The organism is Kitasatospora sp. NBC_01246, assembly GCF_036226505.1.
Taxonomy (GTDB): domain Bacteria; phylum Actinomycetota; class Actinomycetes; order Streptomycetales; family Streptomycetaceae; genus Kitasatospora.
Map to the genome: position 1 here is coordinate 2,275,798 of NZ_CP108484.1, position 16,465 is coordinate 2,292,262.

Below are 16,465 nucleotides of genomic sequence, written 5' to 3' on the forward strand. Positions count from 1 at the left end.
CCGACCGGGCGCCCGGCCCCTGGGGGACGCGGTCGGAGCCGCTACGACCGCTGCCAGAGGGCCGGCACGTTCGGCGGCTCCCAGCCGGTGATGGCGGTGTGCCCCTGGAGGCAACGGTAGGAGGCGCCGGCGTAGGTGACGCGGTCGCCCGCGTTGTAGAGCGTCCCGGCGGTCCAGGAGCCGCCGGGCGGGGAGGTCGGGGGTGCGGTGGTGGGCGTGGTGGGGTTCGGACTGGTCGGCGGCGTGGTCGGGGTCTGCGGCACGTTCAGGACGAAGTCGTAGGTGCCCTCCTTCGCCGAGCCGACCTGGCGGACGTTCATCAGCAGCCGCGCGTCGTAGATGGTGTCGGTGCTGTTGCGCGGCTCGCCGGGGAAGTAGAGCTGGGTGGTGAGCACCGGGCGGCCGGGCGCCTGGAGCTTGACGTGGATGTGCCGGGTGCGGCCCGGGTACAGGCCCGGCACGATGGTGGTGAGGGTGAACGCGCCCTGGGCGTTGGTGAACTGGTGGCCGCGGAAGGCGAAGCCGGTGTTGTCGTAGGCGCCGTTGACGTCGGCCTGCCAGAAGTCGAGCAGGACGTTCGCGATCGGCAGGCAGGCCCGGCCGAAGACGTAGCCGCTCACGGTGAGCCGGGTGCCGGGGGTGCTGTCGGTGATCAGCGACGTCCGCAGCGGGGAGTTCGGCTTGAAGTAGGGGCCTTCGGTCTGCTCGATCGTCGGCTCGTCGCCGTCGTGGCAGGCGGGGGTGAGGCCGGGTGCCTCGCCGGTGCCGACCCGGTCGCGGGCCAGTGCGACACCGCCGCCGATCAGCAGCGGGGTGGCACTGAGGACGGCGGCCGCCTTGAGGACGGTCTTGCGGCTGATCCGGCGGTCGATCAGGCCCTCCGGCCCGGTGGGCTCTTGGGACGCTGGCATGCGCCGACTCCTTCGCTGGGGGGTGTGGGGGGGGAGGTGGGGGCGGCCCTTGTCATGGTGGGGGCATGACAAGGACCGGGCCGGCGGCCCACCCGTTCCGTACGGGCCGGTCACCGGCGGCCAGCAGCCAACCTACGGGGCGCCCGGGGCCGCCGCGATGGACGTGATCCGGGGATCGTGGTGATTTCCTCCGACCCCGGCCCGGAACTCCCCCGGCGTCATCCCGGTCTCCCGCCGGAAGAAGCGGCAGAAGTACGCCGGATCGGCGAACCCGGCCTCCCGGGCGACCTGACGGATCGTCAGCTCAGTGGAGGCCAGCAGCCGTTTCGCCTCCAGCGTCTGCTGCTGGCGGATCAGCCGGCCGGGTGTGCAGCCGGTGGCCTGCTTCACCAGCGTCTGCAGATGGCCGGGCGACAGGCCCAGCTCCTGGGCGCAGGAGGCCACCGAGCGGTGCAGCCCGCCCGGGTCGGCGATCAACCGGGTGAAGGCGGTGGCCAGTTCGCTCCCCCGCCCGGGCACCGCCGGACCCGGGCCGGGGGCGCAGGCACGCAGCGCCCGGACGATCAGGATGTGCAGGCTGGCCCGCAGCACGCCCAGGTAGCCGGACGGCAGCGCCCGGTACTCCTGCTCCATGTCGGCCAGCAGGGCGGCGATCGGCCCGGCGTGTTCGCCCAGGGACAGGGCCGGCCGGGAGGAGAGGCCGCGGAGCGCGGCGAGGTCGTCGGGACGGGAGAGCAGGAAGTCCTCGTTGAAGAGCACCACCTGCCCGGTCAGATCGTCGGCGTCGGCCCAGTAGTGCACCTGTCCGGGCACGATCACGCACAACTGCGGCGGCTGCAGCGTCCGGTGGACCAGGTCCAGGACGTGGGCGCCGCGGCCGCCGGTGACGTAGACGATCTCGTAGAAGGAGTGCCGGTGGGGGAAGGCGGCCCGGGAGAGCGGGCCGATGGCGTCGAAGCTGCCGATCGCGAACGGGAGCAGGTGCGGCAGCGGGACCTGTAAGCGATGCAGCGGCAGGTCCAGGTGGGGGGTGGTCCGTCGCTCGTCCATCGGAGCAGTCTGCGGCCGAACCGCCGCACCGGTCCAGACCATTGCTACAGGGTCGGCAGGTCGGCGCCCCGGGCGGGCGCCGGTCCGGCCCCGCGCGGGGCGGTGCGGGTCAGATCGGCGGCCAGGGGATCGACGGCCAGTCCTGCGAGGGCAGCGGGTGGCGGCCGGTGCCGAGCAGCTCGGCCACCCGGGCGCGGGTGGCACCCAGTTCGGCTGCGGTCAGGTGCGGGGCGAGCCGCTCGCCGAGTGCGCCGTCCAGCTGCTCGGCGAGGCTGCCCAGCACCGCCAGGGCGTCGTGCGGCAGCGGCTGACCGGCCCAGCCCCAGAGCAGCGTGCGCAGCTTGCCCTCGGTGTTGAAGGTGACGCCGTGGTCGATGCCGTAGATCCGGCCGTCGGCGGCGGCGATCAGATGGCCGCCCTTGCGGTCGGCGTTGTTGAGCACCGCGTCCAGCACGGCGAGCCGGCGCAGCCGCTCGTCGTCCGGGTGGACCAGCAGCGCGGTGCGCCCGTCACCGACGTCGGCGCGCACGATCGGCAGCCAGCCGTCCTCCGGTCCGCGCGGGTCCTGGAGGGCGAGCAGCGGGTCCGCCTCCGGGTCGGGCTCCACCCAGAGCTGCACCATGCCGGGCCCGTGCGGACCGTCGCGCAGCACGGTGGGCGGGATCGGCGCCCAGCCGGTGGCGGCGGCGAGCTCGTACGCGGCGACCTCGCGGCCGGCCAGCGTGCCGTCCGGGAAGTCCCAGAGCGGGCGCTCGCCGGCCACCGGCTTGTAGACGGCCTGGGCGGTCAGCCCCTGCGGGCCGTCCAGCGTGACGCTGCAGTAGAGCGCGGCGTTGGAGGCGTCGGTCAGCCGACCGTGGACGGTCAGCCCGCCCTCGCGCAGCAGGCGCAGCGCGGTCGGCACGTCGGCGGCCAGGGCGGCGCCGGCCGCCGGGTCCGCCTGCGGTGGGGTCTCGGTGTTCAGCGCCGGTACCCGTTCGCGCGCGGGCACAGGTGGCCCTCCGGGTCGAGCGGCAGGTTGCAGAACGGGCAGGGCTTGCGACCGGCCGAGACGAGGTCCAGCGCGCGCTTGGCGAACACCCGGGCCATCGCGCCGGAGAGCCGCACCCGCAGCATGTCCGGGCCGTTCTCGTCGTCCTCGAAGACCGCCTCGGCGGCGTCTTCGCCCTCGTCCTCCTCGATCACCGCCTGTGCCTCGACCACCAGGCAGCTGTCGATGCTGTCCCAGGCCAGGGCCATCGTGCCGACCCGGAACTCCTGCTCCAGCGGCAGGTCCAGCGGGGCGGTGTCGAGCAGGTCCACCGGGGCGGCGGCGGGGATCGCGGAGTCGCCGCCGCTGCGCCGCAGGGCCTCGTCGAGGACCTCCTCGATCCGCTCGGCGAGCGCGGCGACCTGGGTCTTCTCCAGCAGCACGCTGGTGATCCGCCCCCGGGCGCTGGCCTGCAGGTAGAACGCCCGGGCGCCGGGCTGGCCGACGGTGCCGGCGACGAACCGTTCGGGCTGGTCGTAGAAGAAGACCTGACGGGGCACGCTCTCGCTCCGGATCGTTTCGATCGTCGTATGTCGGGTGTTGCGTGGGTGTCGCGTAGTCGTACGTCTGACGGGTGTGTGTCGTCTGCCTGTGGTGCGGGGCGCTCGGACAGCCGGACCGTCCGGGCGCCACCGCCCGCCCGGACACCGGTGGGCCGGTCCCGGCAGGCTCGCTAGTCACCCTACGACCTCCGGGCCCGGCCCGGGGAGCCGAGCCGGTGACCCGGGGCGGGTCCGCCGGGGTCCGCGCCGGTCGGGGCCGGTCCGCGGCGACGGCGGCCGGCGCGGGTGCCGGCCGGGGGCGGGTCGGTCAGGCGGTGCCGCCGACCACCGCGTCCCCGGCCGGGGTCGCGTCGCCGCCCCGGTCGCCGTGGCCGCCGGCGCCCGGCTTCGGCGCGAGCGAGGAGAGGTCGCCGGTGTCGCCCATTCTCAGCACGAAGGGGCGCTGCGGGGTGTAGCGGATCGCGGTGACCGAGCAGGGCTCGACGGAGATCCGCTGGAAGTGGTCGAGGTGCAGGCCGAGCGCGTCGGCCACCACCGCCTTGATCACGTCACCGTGCGAGCACGCGACCCAGACCGCGTCCTCGCCGTGCTCGGCGGCGACCTTGGCGTTCCACTCGCGGACCGCGTCGACCGTGCGGTGGCTCAGCTCGCGCAGCGACTCGCCCCCGGGGAAGGCGGCGGCGGCCGCGTGGTCCTGGACGGTGCGCCAGAGCGGCTCCTTGGCCAGCTCGGACAGCGGGCGGCCGGTCCAGTCGCCGTAGTGGCACTCGCCGAGGCGCTCGTCCTCGACCGCCGCCCCGAGCTCGGGGCGGACCGCGAGCAGCGGCTCCACGGTCTGCTGGCAGCGCTCCAGCGGGCTGCTGACGACCTGCGCCACCGGGATCGCGGCGAGCCGGCCGGCCAGCGCGGCGGCCTGCTCGCGCCCGGTGTCGTCGAGATCCACGCCGGGTGTCCAACCGGCCAGGATTCCGGCGGTGTTCGCGGTGGACCGGCCGTGACGGACGAGCAGCAGCGTGGGCATGGAGCCCAGCGTACGGCCTCCCGGCCGGGTCGCGGGCGAGGGGTGGGGGTCGCGGCGGCGGGTGGCGGGCGAGCGGCGGACCGGTGGCGCGGCGGAGGGGGCCGGGTCGTGTGGAGCGCCCGTGCAGAGCGAGGCGTTGTGCCGCCACCACTCCCGCCGAGGGGCCACAATGGCCCGATGATCGTCCACTGTGCCATCTACCGCGACGGCCGCCGGATCGAGGCGCCCGAGGACCACACCGGCGCCCTCGCCGCCGCGCGGGCGGCCGGCAAGGGCAGTTTCGTCTGGATAGGCCTCTTCGAACCCACCGTCGAGGAACTCGACCGGGTCAGCGAGGAGTTCTCGCTGCACCCGCTGGCCGTGGAGGACGCCGTCAGCGCCCGTCAGCGCCCGAAGGTGGAGGCCTACCAGGGCTCGCTGTTCGTCTCGCTCAAGACGCTGGGCTACCACCCGGGCGGGCACGCGGTGACCAGCGGCGAGGTGATGATGTTCGTCGGCGAGGACTTCGTGATGACGGTCCGGCACGGCGCCGACAGCCCGCTCGGCGAGCTCCGGGCGGAGCTGGAGGCCCAGCCGGAGCTGCTGAGGTACGGGCCGAGCGCCGTCCTGCACTCGGTCTGCGACACCGTGGTGGACGGGTACGTCGACGTCGCCGTCGGGCTCCAGGCCGACCTGGACGAGCTGGAGGCCGACGTTTTCGCCCCCAACCGGGTCGGCCGTGACACCGCCGGCCGGATCTACGGCTACAAGCGCCAGCTGGTGACCGTCCGCCGGGCCACCGGCCCGCTGCTGGACCCGATGCTGCGGCTGGAGCGCGGCGGCGTGCCGTTCGTCCGCCCCGAGGCGCTGCCGTACCTGCGGGACGTCGCCGACCACCTCGCCAAGGCCAACGACCAGGTCGAGGGCATGGACCGGCTGCTCTCCGACATCCTGAGCGCCAACCTCGCGCAGGTCAGCGTGCAGCAGAACAACGACATGCGGAAGATCTCGGCGTGGGCCGCGCTGGCCGCCGTGCCGACCATGATCGCGGGCGTGTACGGGATGAACTTCGACCACATGCCCGAACTCCACCAGGTCTGGGGGTACCCGGCGGCGGTGGCGCTGATGGTGCTGGTCTGCCTGGTGCTGCACCGGGTGTTCAAGCGGCACGACTGGCTGTAGGCCCGGTCCGTCCGTCCGCGGAGCGCCGGGGGACACGGAGTGGCCGGCCCGTGCCCCCCGCGCCGCCGGATCAGGCCAGTCCGGCGCGCTCCATCGCCTCGACGCCGGTGCGCAGCGCCCGGACCCGCTCCTCCAGGCTGAAGCCGGCCGGCGCCAGGGTCAGCGTGGTGACGCCCGCGTCGGCGTACGCCTGCATCCGGTCCGCGATCCGGGCGGTGTCGCCGACCAGCGAGGTGGCGTCGATCAGGTCGTGCGGCACGGCCGCCGCGGCACCCTCGTAGTCCCTGGCCAGGTACTTCTCCTGGATCTCGTCGGCCGCCTGCTCGTAGCCCATCCGCCGGGCGAGCTGGTTGTAGAAGTTCTTCTCCTTGCTGCCCATGCCGCCGATGTAGAGCGCGGCGTAGGAACGCTGGGCGTCGACCCCGGCCTCGATGTCCTCGCCGACCGCGATGGTGACGGTCGGGCAGAGGTCGAAGCCCTCGTCCAGGGTCTTCCCGGCCTTGGCCCGGCCGGCCCGCAGCGGGTCGAGGGAGAGCGCGGCCTGCTCGGGCGCGAAGAAGATGCCGAGCCAGCCGTCGGCGATCTCGCCGGTCTGCTCCAGGTTCTTCGGCCCGATCGCGGCGATGTACAGCGGGATGCGCTCGCGCACCGGGTGCACGGTGAGCTTGATCGGCTTGCCGGGCCCGCCGGGCAGCGGCAGCGTCCAGTTCGCTCCTTCGTGGACCAGCCGCTCGCGGGACATCGCCTTTCGGATGATCTCCACGTACTCGCGGGTGCGGGCCAGCGGCTTGTCGAACTTCACGCCGTACCAGCCCTCGGAGACCTGCGGGCCGGAGACCCCGAGCCCGAGCCGGAACCGCCCGCCCGAGAGGGTGTCCAGGGTGGCCGCCGTCATCGCGGTCATCGCCGGCGTGCGGGCCGGGATCTGGAAGATGGCCGAGCCGACGTCGATCCGCTCGGTCTTGGCGGCGACGTACGACAGCACGGTGGCCGCGTCCGAGCCGTAGGCCTCGGCGGCCCAGCAGACCGAGTAGCCGAGCCGGTCCGCCTCCTGGGCGACGGCGATGTTGTCGGCGTCCATGCCGAGGCCCCAGTAGCCGAGGTTGATACCGAGTCGCATCTGCCATGCCTTCCAGTCGGGTTGTCCGTGAGGGTAACCGCACGTCCGGCGGACATGCTACTGGCCGGTAGCTGTGGGCTGGGCCACATTCGGACCCGCCGCCCGGGTGCTGATCGTTCTGCGGGTCTGCGCATCTGCCCGGGCACCGGCCGCTACGCTCAGCCGACGTGGGGACGCCTCTCCCCACCTGCGCGTTTGCCGGGCCCGCGCGGACGGGGCGAGCGGCCCGGGCGCGGGCGGCACCGGCGGCGCCGGGGGCGCGCGGTTCCGGCGGGTTCAGCAGGACGAGTGGTTTCAGCGGTATCAGCGGTATCAGCGGTGTTGTCGGCCAGTGGAGGGCCCGTCCGATGGAAAAGCGTCACCTCGGCCGTACCGGGCTGCAGGTCTCCCGGCTCGGCCTCGGAACCATGACCTGGGGCCGCGACACCGACGAGCACGAGGCCGCCGAGCAGCTCAAGGAGTTCGTCGACGCGGGCGGCAACCTGGTCGACACCGCCGACGTCTACGGCGACGGCGGCGCCGAGTACCTGCTCTCCCGGCTTACCGACAACCTGATCCCCCGCTCCGACCTGGTCATCGCCACCAAGGCGGGCAGCGTCCCCGACTCCGCCCGCCGCTTCGACGGCTCGCGCGGCCACCTGCTCGCCGCCCTCGACGCCTCGCTGCGCCGGCTGGGCACCGACTACGTCGACCTCTGGCAGGTGCACGCCTTCGACCCGGCGACCCCGGTCGAGGAGACGCTCAGCGCCCTGGACATCGCCGTCACCTCCGGGCGCGCCCGGTACGTCGGCGTCTGCGACTACAGCGGCTGGCAGCTCGCCCGCGCCGCCACCTGGCAGCGCGCTCACCACGGCCGGGTGCCGCTGGCCGGTGCGCAACTGGAGTACTCGCTGCTCCAGCGCGGCCTCGAACGGGAGGCGCTGCCCGCCGCCCGGGAGGCGGGCGTCGGGCTGCTCGCCTCCTCGCCGCTCGGCCGCGGCGTGCTCACCGGCAAGTACCGGCACGGCGTCCCGCAGGACTCGCGCGGCGCCTCGCCGTACCTGTCCGGCTTCGTCCAGCCCTACCTCGGAGAGCGCTCGCGGCGGATCGTGGACGCCGTCGCCACCGCCGCCGACGGGCTGGCCAGCAGCCCGCTCGCGGTGGCGCTCGCCTGGGTGCGGGACCGGCCGGGGGTGGCGAGCGCGCTGGTCGGGGCACGCACGGTCGCACAGCTGCAGTCGGCACTGTCAGTCGAGGCGCTTACGCTTCCGGGTGAGATCCGTGGTGCGCTCGACGACATCTCGTCGCCGGTCCACCGCTATCCGGACCAGGGGTGGACCGAGCTCTAGGGCTCGCGCCGCCGCCGGACAGGCCGGATCTCGACGACCGACGACCGACACACTGAGGGTTGACGGCCGACGACGGACGTGATGCCCCGACCCGACCGCGGGCCGGCTCGGCCCCGGCACGGTCGGGCCCGACCCCGCGCGCCGCCCGTGGCGGCCGCGAGCGGCGGCCGCTCCGGGCGCGGAGCGGCCGGCGCCCCAGCAGTGGAGTGATCTTTTGGAGCGAACGATGAGTGACACGGAGAACGGCGCTCCGCAGGAGTCCCCGGCCGCCCCGGGGACGGACGGCGCCGACAAGGCGGCCGCCGTCGCGGCGCTGGCGGAGGCGATCCGGGTGGTCGGGCAGCAGTCGGCCCGCCCGGGCGCGCCGGCCTCCGGGAACACCCCGCGCGTCCCGGGCGCCGCCGCGCGGTTCGGACGCCCCGGCGGGTGGCGCCGCCGCGGCGGGTGAGGCCGCCCCGGCCGCGGCACCGGCCGCCGCCCGCCCCTCCCGGTACCAGGCCGAGACCGACGAGCAGCGCGCGGAGGCCCTGCGGGCCACCGCCGAGGTGCTGGCCGCCGGCGGTGCGCCCACCGACCTCGCGCCCGCCGCCGTGGCCGCCTTCGGTGACGGCGCCGCCGAGGAGCTGCGCGCCGACCCGTGGGCCGTGCTGACCCTGCCCGGCGTCCGTCCCGAGCACGCCGACGGCTTCGCCCGCGGGCTGCTCGGCCCCGCCGCCGGCCCGGGCGACCCCCGCCGGGCCCAGGCGCTGGTGCCCTGGCTGCTGGAGCAGGCCGCCCTGCGCGGCCACTCCGCCGTGGAGATCGGCGAGGTGACGGCCGGGCTGGACCGCCTCGGCCTGCCGGACGCCGCCGCCGCGCTGCAGTCGGCCGTGGTCGACGGCCGGGCGATGCCCTTCCAGGAGGAGCTGACCGGCGCCGAGGCGCACTCCGCCGGCGGCGACGAGGACGACGAGCCGCCGACCCGCACCGTGCTCGCGCTGGAGCGGCTGGCCCTGGCGGAGGAGAGCCTGGCCGACGGCCTGGTCCGGCTGATGTCGACCTTCGTCCCCGGCGTGGACGGGTCTGGCGAGGTGAACGAACCGGACGAGGCGGACAGCGGTGAGGGCGGGAGCGGCGAGGAGGCCGAGCCCGCTCCGGCGGCGGACGCGCCGGCCGACGAGGACGCCACCGAGGACCCGGCCGGGGACCCCTCCGCCGAGGGCGCCGACGAGGGCCCGGCCGTCGAGGGCCCGGCCGGCGGCGCCGACGCTCCCGGCACGCCCGCCGCCCCCGGCCCGGCCGCCTGGGAGGCGGCCGCCGCCGCGGCGCCGTCCTCCTCGGCGACCGCCCTGATCCGGGCCGCCGCGGAGAGCGCCCTGGTCACCCACACCGGTGGCGAGGCCGCCCGCGCCGAGCCGGTCGCGCTGGTCCGCGCCGCCGCCGGCCTCGGTCTGCGCGCCTGGGCCGCCACCTGGACCGAGCAGGGCCGGGACGCCCTCGCCGGGCCGGCCGACGAGCCGCTGCCCGCCGCCACCCTGGCCGAGCTGCTGTCCGGCACGGCCGGCCCCGGCCGGTCCTCGGACGGCACGCTCGCCCTCGACGTCCTCGTCGTGCTGGACGCCCCGCTGCTGGACGTCGAGCTGGCCGCGACCCTGCTGGAATCGCTCGCCGACGGCACCCGGCTGGTCCTGAGCGGCGACCCGGGCCAGCTCTGGTCGGCCGGGCCGGGCCGGTTCTTCGCCGACCTGCTGACCGCCAAGGTCTGCCCCTCCGTGGCCTCCCGCACCCCGGACTTCGGTCCGATCGGCGAACTGGTCTCCGGCATCGGCATCGGCGAGCTGCAGCCGGTCGAGGCGCCGGACAAGGAGGTGGTCATCCTGACCGCCAAGGACGGCGGCGAGGCCGTCCACCGCGCCATCCAGCTGCTCACCGACTCCATCCCGCGCGCGCTCGGCATCCCCGCCGAGCAGGTGGTGCTGCTGACCCCCGGCCACGGCGGCTCGGCCGGCACCCGGGCGCTGAACGCCGCCGCCAAGGCCGCCCTCAACCCCGGCCCGGGCCGCTTCGGCGGCTTCGACCCGGGCGACCGCGTGGTGGACTCCCCCGCCCCCGGCGTCGTCCGCCCCGCCCGGGTGCTCGACGGCGACGCCACCGGCCTGCACCTGGAGTACCCGGACGGCTCGCGCCGCAGCGTCCCGCCGGCCGAGGCCGGCCGGCTGCGGCACGGCTGGGCACTGACCGTCCACCAGGCGGTCGGCCGCCGCTGGCCGGGCGCGGTCGTCGTCCTCCCCGAGGAGGCGGGCGCGGCCCTCACCCGCCAGTGGGTCTACACCGCGTTCGGCCGCGGCGAGCGCCACCTCTCCGTGGTCCACGCGGCCGGCCCGGCCCTGCCCCAGGCCGTCGCCGAACGCCCGGCCGCGCCGCGCACCACCCGGCTGCGGGCGATCCTCGCGGAGAACGCCGCCCAGGCGTACTGAGGGGTGTCTGCCAAGTCGCGCGCGGACCCGGCGGGACTTGGCAACACCCCCTGGCGCGCGGGCGCGGAGGGGGGACCGGGCCGGTCCCCCCTCGGTGCCGGGGCCGGTCCGCTGTCGGAGGGTGGGTCTAGCGTGCTCCGGGGCCACCACCGTGGCCGGGTACGAGCAAGGGGAGAGCATGACCACACTCGAAGGCCGTCCGCGGACCGCGCTGCTCGTCGTCGACGTGCAGAACGGCGTCGTCGAGGAAGCGCACGAGCGCGACGCCGTCGTCGCCAACATCGGCCGCCTGGTCGCGAAGGCCCGCCACGAGAAGGTCCCCGTCGTCTGGGTCCAGCACTCCGACCCGGACCTGGAGCCGGGGAGCGACGGCTGGCGGATCGTCCCCGAGCTGACGCCGGGCGACACCGAGCCGCTGGTCGGGAAGACCTACGGCGACACCTTCGAGGACACCGAGCTGGAGACCGTGCTGGCGGACCTCGGCGTCGGCCGGCTCGTCGTCGCCGGCGCGCAGACCGACCAGTGCATCCGCTCGACGCTGCACGGCGCCCTCGTCCGGGGCTACGACGCGGTCCTGGTCGCGGATGCCCACACCACCGAGGACCAGACCGCCTGGGGCGCGCCGCCGCCGGCCCAGGTCATCGCCCACACCAACCTGTACTGGACGTACCAGACGGCACCCGGCCGGACGGGCGGCACGGTGGGCACCGAGGACGTCGATTTCGGCGCCACGTCCTGACGGCCGCGCCACGCGGCCGGGAGGGCCCCCGCGGTGCCGACTCCGGGGGCCGACGGGAATGTCCGAAACCATGCGCTCGCAGAAGCGTTCGAGCAGCCGGCCGGGAGCTGCGGGGCCCGGGCCGTCCTCCCCGCCCCGGCGTCCCGCTCCGCCGCCCCGGGCAGGCGGGGCGGCGGAGCGGGCGGTGGCGGAGCTCAGGTCACTCGTCCGGGTCCTCGTCGTCGTAGACCTCGCTGACGTCGAACCGGCAGATCAGCAGCTGCGGGTCCGCGTGCTCGAAGGGCTCCGGCAGCCACTCCCCCGGCTCGGTCGGCTCGGCGGCGGCGACCCAGAGCGTGGAGTCGCCCTCCTCCAGGCCGAACTCCTCGCTCCGGGCGGCGATCTCGTCCGGCTCGTACTCGCCGAACAGCACACCGATCGCGGCGTTCACCTCGCCCGACCCGCCCCCGCCCGGGGTCAGCGAGTCGTCCAGCCGCTCGGCCTGGGCGCGCAGCCGCTTCGGATCGACCACGTGGTAGTCGCGGCGGATCAGGACGCTGATCGCCTCGGGCTGCTCGGGGCCGTTGTACCCGCCCGGCCCCTCGTCCCCGGGGACCTCGAACGGGGTGACCTCGTCGTAGACCTCGTAGAGGAGTTGGTCGTAGGCGATGGCCGCCGTCGCGAGCTGCTCGTAGGCGGTGAACACAGCGGGATCGTCCGCTGCGCTGGGGCTTGACACCGCTTCCAGATGACGGTCGATGGCGGCCTTGACCGCCTCGGCGGCGGCGCGTACCTCGGCAATGGTGGGCTGCGCGGCATCAGACATGGTGCAGACGCTATCTCCCCTCGGTGTCGGTACGCACAGCGGTTGTCACCTACACCCGCGATTTCACCGCAACTTCCCCCCTGATGTCCGATCCGCGTGGTTCTGTACCCGCGCACGCCCGCGCGGAGCGCGTGGATCCGGCACGGCGGGGCCGCCCGCGTGCCGCTTCCACGGGCCCTGATCGGGGTATCCCGTCCACAGCGGAAAAGGAACTGATGAGCTGTCAGGCGTACGGCCGGGGTCCCGCCGGGAGGGCGGCCGAAAATACCCGGGCCCGTTGTCGGAGGCAGGCCGTAGGCTTGCTCGCAGGTGTCCCTCAGGAGGAGCGTTTTGACTTCACCGAAGCCGGTCCGGCAGCCGGAGTACGAGTACCAGTCGTTGCGCATGCCGCGCGGTACCTCCCGCAACGCGGCGCGCCAGCTGCTCACCGACCATGCCGAATACGGGCATTGGGAGCTGGACAGGCTGCGGCTGTTCCCGGACGGTAGCCGGACGGTGCTGCTGCGGCGGCGAATCATCCGGCAGGTGCGGAGCTGGTGACGGGCCCCTCCCGCTGACCGGTACGAGCTACCGCCTCCGCACGCCCCCTCGGGCCGGGGCGTCGCGCACGACCCGGCCCGTACCTCCGTTCACACTGCGTGATCGAGCGGGTCGTCGGCGTATGCGCTCCCGCCGGTCCGGAGCTGTCCGTCTGTGGTGCCTGCGGCCGTCCGTGGTTCGGACGGCCGCAGGCACCACGCGTCCACACCCGGGCTCGCGCGGCGCTCACCGCCGTGCCGCCGCCGCACCGGGGGGTCGACCCGGGGTGCCGCGGCGGCACGGCCGCTCACTCAGGCCGGAGCCCGCTCCGGCGTCCGCCCCGCCGCCCCGGGCGGGAGCGACCGGCCGGGCACGTGGTCGACGCCGGGCACGTGGTCGACGCTCAGCGCGCGCCGGCGCGGGCGCGGCGGTAGAGCACTCCGCCGCCGAGCAGCAGGGCGAGGCCGGCCGCGCCGAGCAGCTCGGTGCCGCCCGCACCGGTCGAGGCCAGCTGGCTGTCGGCCGCCTCGGGAGCGGCGGTGCGCACCGATGCCGGCACGGCCTGACCGCTCTGGCCGCCGCCGGCCGCGGTGGTCATCGCGGGAGTGGTCGCACCGGGCGCCGCCGGGGTGGTGGCGGACGGGCTGCCCGTCCGGGGGTTGCCGGGCGTGGTCTCACCGCCGCCCGGGTGCGACGGCGGTGTGGACGGCTGACCGGTGGGCGGCGGAGGGTTGTGCGAGCCGTGCTCCTCGGGGCAGTCCTCGTCCGGCTTGGCGGGCGGGGTGGTGGCCACCGACGAGCCCTCGTTCCCACAGGCGTTCCCGAAGGCCGGGTTGCCGACGCCGACCACGTCGACCGAGTTGCCGCAGGCGTTGACCGGGACGTGCACGGGCGCCTGGACGCTGTTGCCGGAGACCACGCCGGGCGAGCCCGCCGCCGCACCGGAGGCGGACGACCCCGAGGCGCTGTGGCCGCCGCCGGAGTGCCCGCTGACGTTGGCGCAGTGGTTGCCGTACGCCGGGTTCAGCACGCCGATCACATCGACGGTGTTGCCGCAGGCGTTGATCGGCACCTCGACCGGTACCTGCACCGAGTTGCCGGAGGCCACGCCCGGCGAACCGGCGGCGCCCCCCTGCGCCTCGGCGCCCGCGTAGGCGTAGCCGGCGGTCGAGGCCAGGACACTGCCGGTGGCCACGGCCGTGAGGAGCCCCTTCTTGGCTACATTCCTCATATTTTCCCCTGACGTATCGAGACGACGTGATGACCTATCCGAAAGTCGGAATTTCCGACGAACGGGAAAGGTCTTCGAGTGCACAGGAGACAACGAGGCGCAAGCGGCGAGGTTGAGCCGAAAGAACCCTATTCACCCGATCGAGTGAGGCACGACAACAGGCTGACGGCCCGCCGATTCCCGGCCGTGTCCGGACGCACAAGCGCCCCCGGGTGGCGCGTCCGCCACCCGGGGGCCAAGTGAGTCGTTCCGGTGATCGGCCCGTCGACCTGTCGGCCGGTGCCCCACCGGCCGGTCGACCCGTCGACCGGTCATCCGGTCATCGTGCGCTCAGCGCGCGGGCGCCTTAGAAGTTGGCGCAGTGGTTGCCGAACGCCGGGTTCAGCACGCCGATCACGCTGACGGTGTTGCCGCAGAGGTTCACCGGGATGTGCACGGGAATCTGAACCTGGTTGCCCGCGACCACGCCCGGGGAGCCGGCGGCCACACCGTTGGCGGCGGCGCCGCCGTGGGCGGACGCGACACCGGCGGCGGCCAGCACCAGGCCACCGGTGGCGGCGGCAACGGCGGCGATCTTCTTGACCTTCATCATTCCTCCTGTATGAGCAGCGCAACCCGTTCGGCGGGCTGCATAGGAATGAACGACGGTGTGGCAAACGGGGTACGGAACCTTTTCCCCATTCACCCGCAACGGTGATGACCCGCACGGATGATCGATCCGTGGATACCGGCAGAATCGTTTCTCTCGATCTCCATTTCCCGGTCCCAAATCATTAGCTCGGACAATGCGGACGGCCCGCCCCCGGAACCCCGGGAGCGGGCCGTCGTCCCGCGGGCGGGAGGGTCGTTCAGCAGGCGTCGATGAAGCGGTCCAGCACCCGCACGCCGAACTTGAGCCCGTCCACCGGCACCCGCTCGTCCACGCCGTGGAACATCCCGGCGAAGTCCAGCTCCGGCGGCAGTTGCAGCGGCGCGAAGCCGAAGCAGCGGATGCCGAGGTCCTGGAACGACTTGGCGTCCGTCCCGCCGGACAGGCAGTACGGCACGGCCCGCGCGATCGGGTCCTCCGCCTGCAGGGCGCTCTGCATCGCCTCGACCAGCGCACCGTCGAAGCTGGTCTCGATCGCCTTGTCCGAGTGCAGGCTCTCGCGCTTCACGCGCGGGCCGAGCACGCTGTCCAGCTCGGCCAGGAACTCCTCCTCGTAGCCGGGCAGGAAGCGCCCGTCCACGTGGGCGGTGGCCTGCCCGGGGATCACGTTGACCTTGTAGCCGGCGCCGAGCATCGTCGGCTGGGCGGTGTTGCGCAGCGTGGTGCCGATCATCTTGGCGATGCCGCCCAGCACCCGCAGCGTCTCGTCCATGTTCTCCGGGTCGAGCCGCACGCCGAGCGCGTCGGACAGCTCGTCCAGGAAGGCGCGGACGGTCTTGGTGATCCGCAGCGGGAAGGTGTGCCGCCCGAGCCGGGCCACCGCCTCGCACAACTCGGTGATGGCGTTGTCGTCGTTCTCCATCGACCCGTGCCCGGCCCGGCCCTCGACCGTGAGCCGCATCCAGTGCATGCCCTTCTCGGCCGTCTCCACCAGGTAGAGCCGGACCTGGTCGTTGACGGTGAACGAGAAGCCGCCGACCTCGCCGATGCCCTCGGTCACCCCTTCGAAGAGGTCCGGGTGCTTGTCGACCAGGTACCGGGCGCCGTAGGTGCCGCCCGCCTCCTCGTCCGCCACGAAGGCCAGCACCAGGTCCCGCGGGGGCTTGCGCCCGGTCCGCAGCCGGTCGCGCACGACGGCCAGCGTCATCGCGTCCATGTCCTTCATGTCGACCGCGCCGCGCCCCCAGACGCAGCCGTCCGCGATCTCGCCGGAGAACGGGTCGTACGTCCAGTCCGCCGCGTTGGCGGGCACGACGTCGGTGTGCCCGTGGATCAGCAGGCCCGGACGCGAACGGTCCTCGCCCTCGATCCGGACGACCGTCGAGGCCCGCCCCTTGGCGGACTCGAAGATCTGCGGCTCGATGCCGAACTCCGCGAGCTGCTCCGCGACGTACTCGGCGGCCTTGCGCTCCCCCGGGCCCGAGCCGTCGCCGTAGTTGCTGGTGTCGATCCGGATCAGGTCGCGACAGATCCCGGCGACCTCCGACTCGGCCGTCACCTTCGGCGCCGCCGCCCGCCCCGCCGTCGACTCGCTCCGCTCGCTCACGGTCACTCCTCGTCTCTGGCCCGCACCGACGCACCGGCGCCTTACCCCCGGGACCTGCACCCGGGCGTACGAGCACGTCCGCCCATCCTCCCCCAGGCCCCCAGCCGTATCCACCCCGCGGGCCCCCGGGAACCGAGGCGAAATCCGCTGGTCACACCCCCGCCACAGAGCGCCCCTTGCCCAGGTCACCGCCCCTGCCCGGCGATCCGGGGCCGTTTTGGGAGCGCAAGCCGATCTTTGCTACAGTTACATCTGTCAGCGCGGCCGACGAGGCCGCGGAGACAACACCCGGTCCGGGTGGCGGAATGGCAGACGCGCTAGCTTGAGGTGCTAGTGCCCTTTATCGGGCGTGGGGGTTCAAGTCCCCCCTCGGACACCAACGAAGACCCCTGTTGA

At 74.4% G+C, this 16,465-nt stretch carries 16 protein-coding genes and 1 tRNA gene; 7 read left to right on the forward strand and 10 right to left on the reverse strand.

The features are described from left to right. Window positions 1-41: 41 nt before the first annotated feature. The 5 genes from OG618_RS09855 to OG618_RS09875 all read right to left on the reverse strand — a co-directional run bounded on the left by OG618_RS09855 (window position 42) and on the right by OG618_RS09875 (window position 4,515). On the reverse strand, window positions 42-911 hold the full coding sequence (locus tag OG618_RS09855) for a dioxygenase family protein (protein WP_329486949.1): 870 nt from the start codon (window positions 909-911) through the stop codon (window positions 42-44). 132 nt (window positions 912-1,043) lie between these two features. Beyond that, the gene (locus tag OG618_RS09860; RefSeq protein WP_329486950.1) at window positions 1,044-1,961 is read right to left on the reverse strand and encodes a helix-turn-helix domain-containing protein; all 918 of its coding nucleotides are present in this window, start codon (window positions 1,959-1,961) and stop codon (window positions 1,044-1,046) included. Between the two features lie 109 nt (window positions 1,962-2,070). Continuing rightward, window positions 2,071-2,952: an SCO1664 family protein gene (locus OG618_RS09865; protein WP_442906776.1), complete on the reverse strand. Its 882-nt coding sequence runs from the start codon at window positions 2,950-2,952 to the stop codon at window positions 2,071-2,073. Then, window positions 2,922-3,491 (reverse strand): DUF3090 domain-containing protein, encoded by a 570-nt coding sequence (locus tag OG618_RS09870; protein WP_329486951.1) that lies wholly within the window; start codon window positions 3,489-3,491, stop codon window positions 2,922-2,924. Before OG618_RS09870 ends, OG618_RS09865 begins: the two co-directional genes overlap by 31 nt. Window positions 3,492-3,801: 310 nt before the next feature. Continuing rightward, entirely contained in the window at window positions 3,802-4,515 is a 714-nt protein-coding gene (locus tag OG618_RS09875; protein ID WP_329486952.1) for a histidine phosphatase family protein, read from the reverse strand. Window positions 4,516-4,692: 177 nt separating this feature from the next. Between OG618_RS09875 and OG618_RS09880 the strand changes: the two genes are divergently transcribed. After that, the gene (locus OG618_RS09880) at window positions 4,693-5,676 is read left to right on the forward strand and encodes a magnesium and cobalt transport protein CorA (protein WP_329486953.1); all 984 of its coding nucleotides are present in this window, start codon (window positions 4,693-4,695) and stop codon (window positions 5,674-5,676) included. Between the two features lie 70 nt (window positions 5,677-5,746). Here OG618_RS09880 and OG618_RS09885 read toward each other — a convergent pair whose 3' ends face one another. Continuing rightward, window positions 5,747-6,796, reverse strand: a complete 1,050-nt coding sequence (locus tag OG618_RS09885; RefSeq protein WP_329486954.1) for an LLM class F420-dependent oxidoreductase — start codon at window positions 6,794-6,796, stop codon at window positions 5,747-5,749. Between the two features lie 347 nt (window positions 6,797-7,143). Between OG618_RS09885 and OG618_RS09890 the strand changes: the two genes are divergently transcribed. The 4 genes from OG618_RS09890 (at window position 7,144) to OG618_RS09905 (ending at window position 11,319) form a co-directional block, all read left to right on the forward strand. Further along, on the forward strand, window positions 7,144-8,124 hold the full coding sequence (locus OG618_RS09890; protein WP_329486955.1) for an aldo/keto reductase: 981 nt from the start codon (window positions 7,144-7,146) through the stop codon (window positions 8,122-8,124). Window positions 8,125-8,350: 226 nt separating this feature from the next. Next, on the forward strand, window positions 8,351-8,572 hold the full coding sequence (locus OG618_RS09895; RefSeq protein WP_329486956.1) for a hypothetical protein: 222 nt from the start codon (window positions 8,351-8,353) through the stop codon (window positions 8,570-8,572). 97 nt (window positions 8,573-8,669) lie between these two features. Then, window positions 8,670-10,580: an ATP-binding domain-containing protein gene (locus OG618_RS09900; RefSeq protein WP_329486957.1), complete on the forward strand. Its 1,911-nt coding sequence runs from the start codon at window positions 8,670-8,672 to the stop codon at window positions 10,578-10,580. Window positions 10,581-10,758: 178 nt separating this feature from the next. Beyond that, on the forward strand, window positions 10,759-11,319 hold the full coding sequence (locus tag OG618_RS09905; protein ID WP_329486958.1) for a cysteine hydrolase family protein: 561 nt from the start codon (window positions 10,759-10,761) through the stop codon (window positions 11,317-11,319). A gap of 199 nt (window positions 11,320-11,518) precedes the next feature. On the opposite strand, the gene OG618_RS09910 is transcribed toward OG618_RS09905, so the two are convergent. Next, window positions 11,519-12,124: a hypothetical protein gene (locus tag OG618_RS09910; protein ID WP_329486959.1), complete on the reverse strand. Its 606-nt coding sequence runs from the start codon at window positions 12,122-12,124 to the stop codon at window positions 11,519-11,521. A 330-nt stretch (window positions 12,125-12,454) separates the two neighbouring features. Here OG618_RS09910 and OG618_RS09915 point away from each other — a divergent pair, with 330 nt between their 5' ends. Then, window positions 12,455-12,664, forward strand: a complete 210-nt coding sequence (locus OG618_RS09915) for a DUF5703 family protein (RefSeq protein WP_329486960.1) — start codon at window positions 12,455-12,457, stop codon at window positions 12,662-12,664. Between the two features lie 382 nt (window positions 12,665-13,046). Here the strand turns inward: OG618_RS09915 and OG618_RS09920 are convergent, their stop codons facing one another. The 3 genes from OG618_RS09920 to OG618_RS09930 all read right to left on the reverse strand — a co-directional run bounded on the left by OG618_RS09920 (window position 13,047) and on the right by OG618_RS09930 (window position 16,069). Beyond that, window positions 13,047-13,874 carry a chaplin gene (locus OG618_RS09920; protein WP_329486961.1) on the reverse strand — a complete coding sequence of 276 codons (828 nt, stop codon included), beginning with the start codon at window positions 13,872-13,874 and terminating at the stop codon, window positions 13,047-13,049. 346 nt (window positions 13,875-14,220) lie between these two features. Continuing rightward, entirely contained in the window at window positions 14,221-14,463 is a 243-nt protein-coding gene (locus OG618_RS09925; RefSeq protein ID WP_396489491.1) for a chaplin, read from the reverse strand. 259 nt (window positions 14,464-14,722) lie between these two features. Continuing rightward, a complete protein-coding gene (locus OG618_RS09930; RefSeq protein ID WP_329486963.1) occupies window positions 14,723-16,069 on the reverse strand; it encodes a M20/M25/M40 family metallo-hydrolase in 1,347 nt (448 codons plus the stop codon). A 291-nt stretch (window positions 16,070-16,360) separates the two neighbouring features. Here OG618_RS09930 and OG618_RS09935 point away from each other — a divergent pair. Beyond that, window positions 16,361-16,448 (forward strand) — tRNA-Leu (locus OG618_RS09935). Window positions 16,449-16,465 lie beyond the last annotated feature (17 nt).

Bases quoted from the DNA above. Each gene is read 5' to 3' on its own strand.
- OG618_RS09885 (WP_329486954.1), bottom strand. From the start codon at position 6,796: ATGCGACTCGGTATCAACCTCGGCTACTGGGGCCTCGGCATGGACGCC.
- OG618_RS09905 (WP_329486958.1), top strand. From the start codon at position 10,759: ATGACCACACTCGAAGGCCGTCCGCGGACCGCGCTGCTCGTCGTCGAC.
- OG618_RS09875 (WP_329486952.1), bottom strand. From the start codon at position 4,515: ATGCCCACGCTGCTGCTCGTCCGTCACGGCCGGTCCACCGCGAACACC.
- OG618_RS09880 (WP_329486953.1), top strand. From the start codon at position 4,693: ATGATCGTCCACTGTGCCATCTACCGCGACGGCCGCCGGATCGAGGCG.
- OG618_RS09860 (WP_329486950.1), bottom strand. From the start codon at position 1,961: ATGGACGAGCGACGGACCACCCCCCACCTGGACCTGCCGCTGCATCGC.
- OG618_RS09920 (WP_329486961.1), bottom strand. From the start codon at position 13,874: ATGAGGAATGTAGCCAAGAAGGGGCTCCTCACGGCCGTGGCCACCGGC.
- OG618_RS09890 (WP_329486955.1), top strand. From the start codon at position 7,144: ATGGAAAAGCGTCACCTCGGCCGTACCGGGCTGCAGGTCTCCCGGCTC.
- OG618_RS09895 (WP_329486956.1), top strand. From the start codon at position 8,351: ATGAGTGACACGGAGAACGGCGCTCCGCAGGAGTCCCCGGCCGCCCCG.
- OG618_RS09910 (WP_329486959.1), bottom strand. From the start codon at position 12,124: ATGTCTGATGCCGCGCAGCCCACCATTGCCGAGGTACGCGCCGCCGCC.
- OG618_RS09925 (WP_396489491.1), bottom strand. From the start codon at position 14,463: ATGAAGGTCAAGAAGATCGCCGCCGTTGCCGCCGCCACCGGTGGCCTG.
- OG618_RS09855 (WP_329486949.1), bottom strand. From the start codon at position 911: ATGCCAGCGTCCCAAGAGCCCACCGGGCCGGAGGGCCTGATCGACCGC.